This is a genomic window from Blastomonas sp. (genome assembly GCF_041747255.1).
In the GTDB taxonomy this organism is placed as follows: Bacteria; Pseudomonadota; Alphaproteobacteria; order Sphingomonadales; family Sphingomonadaceae; genus Blastomonas.
Window position 1 is genome coordinate 1 of record NZ_JBGTFM010000379.1, and the last position, 3,670, is coordinate 3,670.

General features: G+C 62.6%; 4 protein-coding genes. All 4 read right to left on the reverse strand.

Annotated features, from left to right (window positions below):
- Positions 1-281: YbaK/EbsC family protein (locus tag ACEW8G_RS12850; protein ID WP_373488806.1), on the reverse strand; the 281-nt coding region annotated here is incomplete at its 3' end.
- Positions 278-1,468: a serine hydrolase domain-containing protein gene (locus ACEW8G_RS12855; RefSeq protein ID WP_373488807.1), complete on the reverse strand. Its 1,191-nt coding sequence runs from the start codon at positions 1,466-1,468 to the stop codon at positions 278-280. The genes ACEW8G_RS12855 and ACEW8G_RS12850, both read right to left, overlap by 4 nt.
- Before the next feature lie 19 nt (positions 1,469-1,487).
- Positions 1,488-2,885 carry a deoxyribodipyrimidine photo-lyase gene (locus ACEW8G_RS12860; protein WP_373488808.1) on the reverse strand — a complete coding sequence of 466 codons (1,398 nt, stop codon included), beginning with the start codon at positions 2,883-2,885 and terminating at the stop codon, positions 1,488-1,490.
- A 4-nt stretch (positions 2,886-2,889) separates the two neighbouring features.
- On the reverse strand, positions 2,890-3,670 hold a 781-nt coding region (locus tag ACEW8G_RS12865; protein ID WP_373488809.1), incomplete at its 5' end, for a metal-dependent hydrolase.

Genomic DNA, 3,670 nt, shown 5'->3' on the forward strand with positions numbered 1-3,670 from the left:
CCCAGCAACGCGATCATTTCGTCCGCGCTGCCAAAGCTGAATCGTTTGGCCCCGACAAGATGCCGCAAAGCGCCCAGATCGACCTGCTTTTCTGCCAGAACCGTGACCAGATAGAACTGGCCGTCGGTATCTTTCAGGAACAGGTTTTTGGTGTGTGCACCTGGAATGCCGCGATATAAGGCGCTGCTTTCAAGCACGGTGAACACGGGCGCATGCTCAACCTGTTCAAATCGGATGCCGACCGCCGCAAGCTCGCCATGCAAGCGCGTATCATCGCTCATTTGGCAGCTTGGGCGAGCTTTTGAAAGAACTGCAGCTGCGGAATGCGAAAATCCGCTCCGCTCGCCTTGGGCCAGTTGCTGACCACCGCGATCACCAGCTTTTTCTGCGGTACAATCATGATGCCCTGGCCGAAAATGCCCTGACCGCCCCATGTGCCGCCGGGATAGGTCCACCATTGATAGCCATAGCCAAAGCCTGGCATGCCGACATTTGCCTGCTCCTTGCCGGCCTGCGCAAACCAGCCGTCGGGCACCTGCTTGCCGCCGCCTTCCAGCGCGAACAGTCCCATGCGAGCATAATCGGCGAGGCGCAGCGACAGGCAGCAACCGCCGATGTTCTGGCCCGACGAATCGACCATCCAGAACAGATCGTCTTCAAACCCGGCGGGCCGGACGATCTTTTCCTGCGCATATTCAGTGAGCGACTTGCCAGTCGCGCGCGTCACGATCACCCCGATCAGGTTGGTCTCGCCGGTCTTGTAGACCCATTTGCTCCCCGGCCCTGCCTCGCTGGGCAGGGTCTTCAAATACGCGGTGTTGGGGTCTTCGCCGGGGCCGACGGGCACCGAGAGCATCTTGACGACATCGCTGTTGGGGTCGGTGTAATCCTCGTTCCATTTGACGCCCGATGTCATCGTCAGGATGTGTTTGATCGACACGCCGTCATAACCGCTGCCCGCAAGCTCGGGCAGATATTTGATCACCGGGTCATCGATCGAGGTGATGAAGCCATCCTTCACCGCCGCCCCCAGGAGCGTCGAGGTGAATGACTTGGCAACCGAAAAGCTGGTCCAGCGGTCGGTCGCGGTCATGCCCAGGCCATAGCGTTCGAGCAGCACCTTGCCATTTTGAATGACCATCAGCCCGGCGACGTTCTGCGCGGCCATGAACGCATCGACATCCGCATCACGCACCGCCAGCGGCTTGCCTCTGGGCAGCGCGCGCGGCCTGCCGGCCTTGGCAATGGTGCCGGGGAACTGCTTTTCCATCGCGCGGAAATTGGCGGAGCGCTGCTCATCGGACCAAAACAGGATCTGCGCGCCTGCGGTGCGCACCCGCTCCATTTCAGCGGGCGACAAGTCGGTGATCGCGCGGACATTCTTGTCTTTGGCATCCTTGGCGACTGCCCCGGCGCCAGTTCCAAGCGCAAGCGCGCAGGCCGCCGCAAAACCCAGTCCGATCCGCATCTTTGCTCTCCCCTTTTGTCTACGCACTCCTGATGCTGGCGATGGCCGCCAGCGCGCGTTCTCTTGCCTGTTTATGCCCGATTATCTTTTTGGGATAGCCCTTCACGAACACGCCCGCTGCATGCGGATCATGGATCGCATCGTCGGGCACGTTCGCAAGTTCAGGCACCCACTGGCGAATATACGCCGACGCATCGAACTTTTCTGACTGGCTGAGCGGCGCCATGATCCGCACGAACATGTTCGAATCAATGCCCGTTCCCGCCGTCCACTGCCAGTTGGTGGCGTTCGATCCGTAGTCGGCATCGACAAGCGTGTCCCAGAACCAGGCCTCACCCACCCGCCAGTCGACCAGCAGATGCTTGATCAGGAACGAGGCCGCGATCATCCGCACCCGGTTGTGCATCCAGCCGCTGACCCACAGCTGGCGCATCCCGGCATCGACGATGGGATAGCCGGTGCGCCCCTGCTGCCACAGCCGGATTTCGGCAGCGACCGCAGGATCATCGGCATCACGCCATGGGAATGCGTCAAAGCCATCGCGGGCATTGGTGCGGCCATAATCAGGATATTGCGCGATGACATTCTGGCCATAGTCGCGCCAGACCAGCTCTTTGAGAAAGGTCTCGACCGATCCGCCCGCATCCATCTGCGCGTGCCATACCGTCGCAGGCGAGACCTCACCAAAGTGCAGGTGCGGCGACAGGCGCGATGTGCCTTCGATGGAGGGCAGGTTGCGGTCTTCCTGATAGCTTCGCACACAATCAGCAAAGTCGGCGATCCGCCTGGCCGCGCCAGCCTCACCCGGCTGCCATTCGCTGGCAAAGCCCTCGGCCCAGTTGGGCTGCACCGGCAACAAGTGCCAATCACCCAGCGCATCGCTCTCAGGCCAGTTCTCGGGCGCGGCGAGCGATGCCCGCGCAGGCAAAGGCGCGGGCGGAGGCATGTGCAGCGCCAGCGCACGCCAGAACGGGGTGTATATTTTGTAAGGCTGACCACTGCCGGTGGTGATCGATCCGGGCGGCATCAGGTAATTGCCGTGGTGCCGCTCGAACGTGCAGCCATCGGGCAACGTGTCCTTCAGCGCACGCTCGGCGTTGCGCCACCAAGGCTCATAGTGATGCAGCGCATGGACCGCGCGTGCGCCTGTCTCGCGCGCCAGTTCCGCGATGACATCCGCCGCCGTGCCGCGCCGCAGGATCAGTTTGGAGCCCATGCCTTCGAGGGTTTTTGCCAGCGACGCGAGGCTGTGATGCAGCCACCAGCGCGAGGCTCCGCCCATTTTGCGGTGTTTGGGCGTCACGTCATCGAGCACGAACACCGGGATCACCGGGCCGGCCTTGGCGGCGGCAGCAAACGCAGCCTGATCAGCCAGCCGCAGATCACGGCGCAGCCAGACGATGGCGGGGCGGGTCAAAGCTTCACTCCTTTACGTCGATGATCACCGCAAACCGGTCAGCAATCGGCGAATTGTCAAACCGTGCATCGCGCAATGTCACGCGGTGGCCGCCGGGGATAGCGGCAAGCTCAGCATATGGGATGCGGGCCCAGAACAAAAAGGCCTGCGCGTCAGGGCTTTGGGCGCGCGCCTTGGCAACCAGCGGAGCGTCCATGTTGGTCGCATGCGTGCCCAAATTGAAGGCCAGCGGATTGCGCTCCAGCGCACTATAATCACCGCGCCCGATAACGCCCTCGCCGCGCCACAGCATGTCGCGCCGCCAGAAAGTGACAGGAACTGCGTTGGCGATCACCAGGTCAGGCGTGATGCCGCGCGTCTGAACAACCGCCTTGGCCGTGTCGTGCTCTGCCCGGTTCGAGAGCGCCATGTTGCCGCTGATATAGACCAGCGCAAAGGCGATCGCTGCGATCGCCGGGTGCGTCCAGCCCGCGTGCCCCGCCTTCTCGCGCCGCCGCGACAACCAGATGCCCAATGGCAGCGCGCTCCACAACCACACATCAATAATGAACAAGGTATCGCCATAAAACCAGCGCGGCGAAAACGGCTCGAGCAGGCGGATGCCATAACTGTTCAGATAATCGAGCGCGGGGTGGCTGAGCGTGCCGATGTACGCGAGGAACAACAACGACCACGGCCGCACCGGCAACCGACTCGCCGGGCGCCTGCCTCGCCGCGCCTGCCAGCGGTCGAACCACAGCATCGCCAGCGTCAACAGCACCGGCAGCACCAGCAACGCGACCGGC